Genomic DNA, 319 nt, shown 5'->3' with positions numbered 1-319 from the left:
GGGCGGCGGCGTCGTCCTCTAGACGGTCGACTGCCGACTCGACGTCGCCGAGACTTCCCGCGCGGTCGACCGCGTCGGTCGCCTCGCCGAGCGTCGTCGCATCGGCGCAGTTCTCCGCCGTTTCGAGGCGTGACACGACCGACTGGAACCACTCCGCGACGGGCGGGGGAAGAGTGTCGTCGCCCGTGTCACGCCAAGCGGCCGCCGAGCCAGATCCGTCGTCGGCAGCGGACGGACCGGGATCCCCCGCCGGAACGGCGTCGACCGGCGGTGATGGGTCGCCCAAACGCCGGATCACGCCCCCAGCCGTCGCGTCCGC

The 319-nt window shown here is 73.4% G+C and carries 1 pseudogene; it reads right to left on the bottom strand.

The features are described from left to right. Nucleotides 1-286, bottom strand: a pseudogene (locus SM755_RS23380) (hypothetical protein); the annotation flags it as partial. Between the last annotated feature and the right edge of the window lie 33 nt (nt 287-319).

The organism is Natrialba sp. PRR66 (assembly GCF_034808065.1).
GTDB classification, from domain to species: Archaea; Halobacteriota; Halobacteria; order Halobacteriales; family Natrialbaceae; genus Natrialba; species Natrialba aegyptia.
This window is presented reverse-complemented; position numbering and strand designations above follow the sequence as displayed.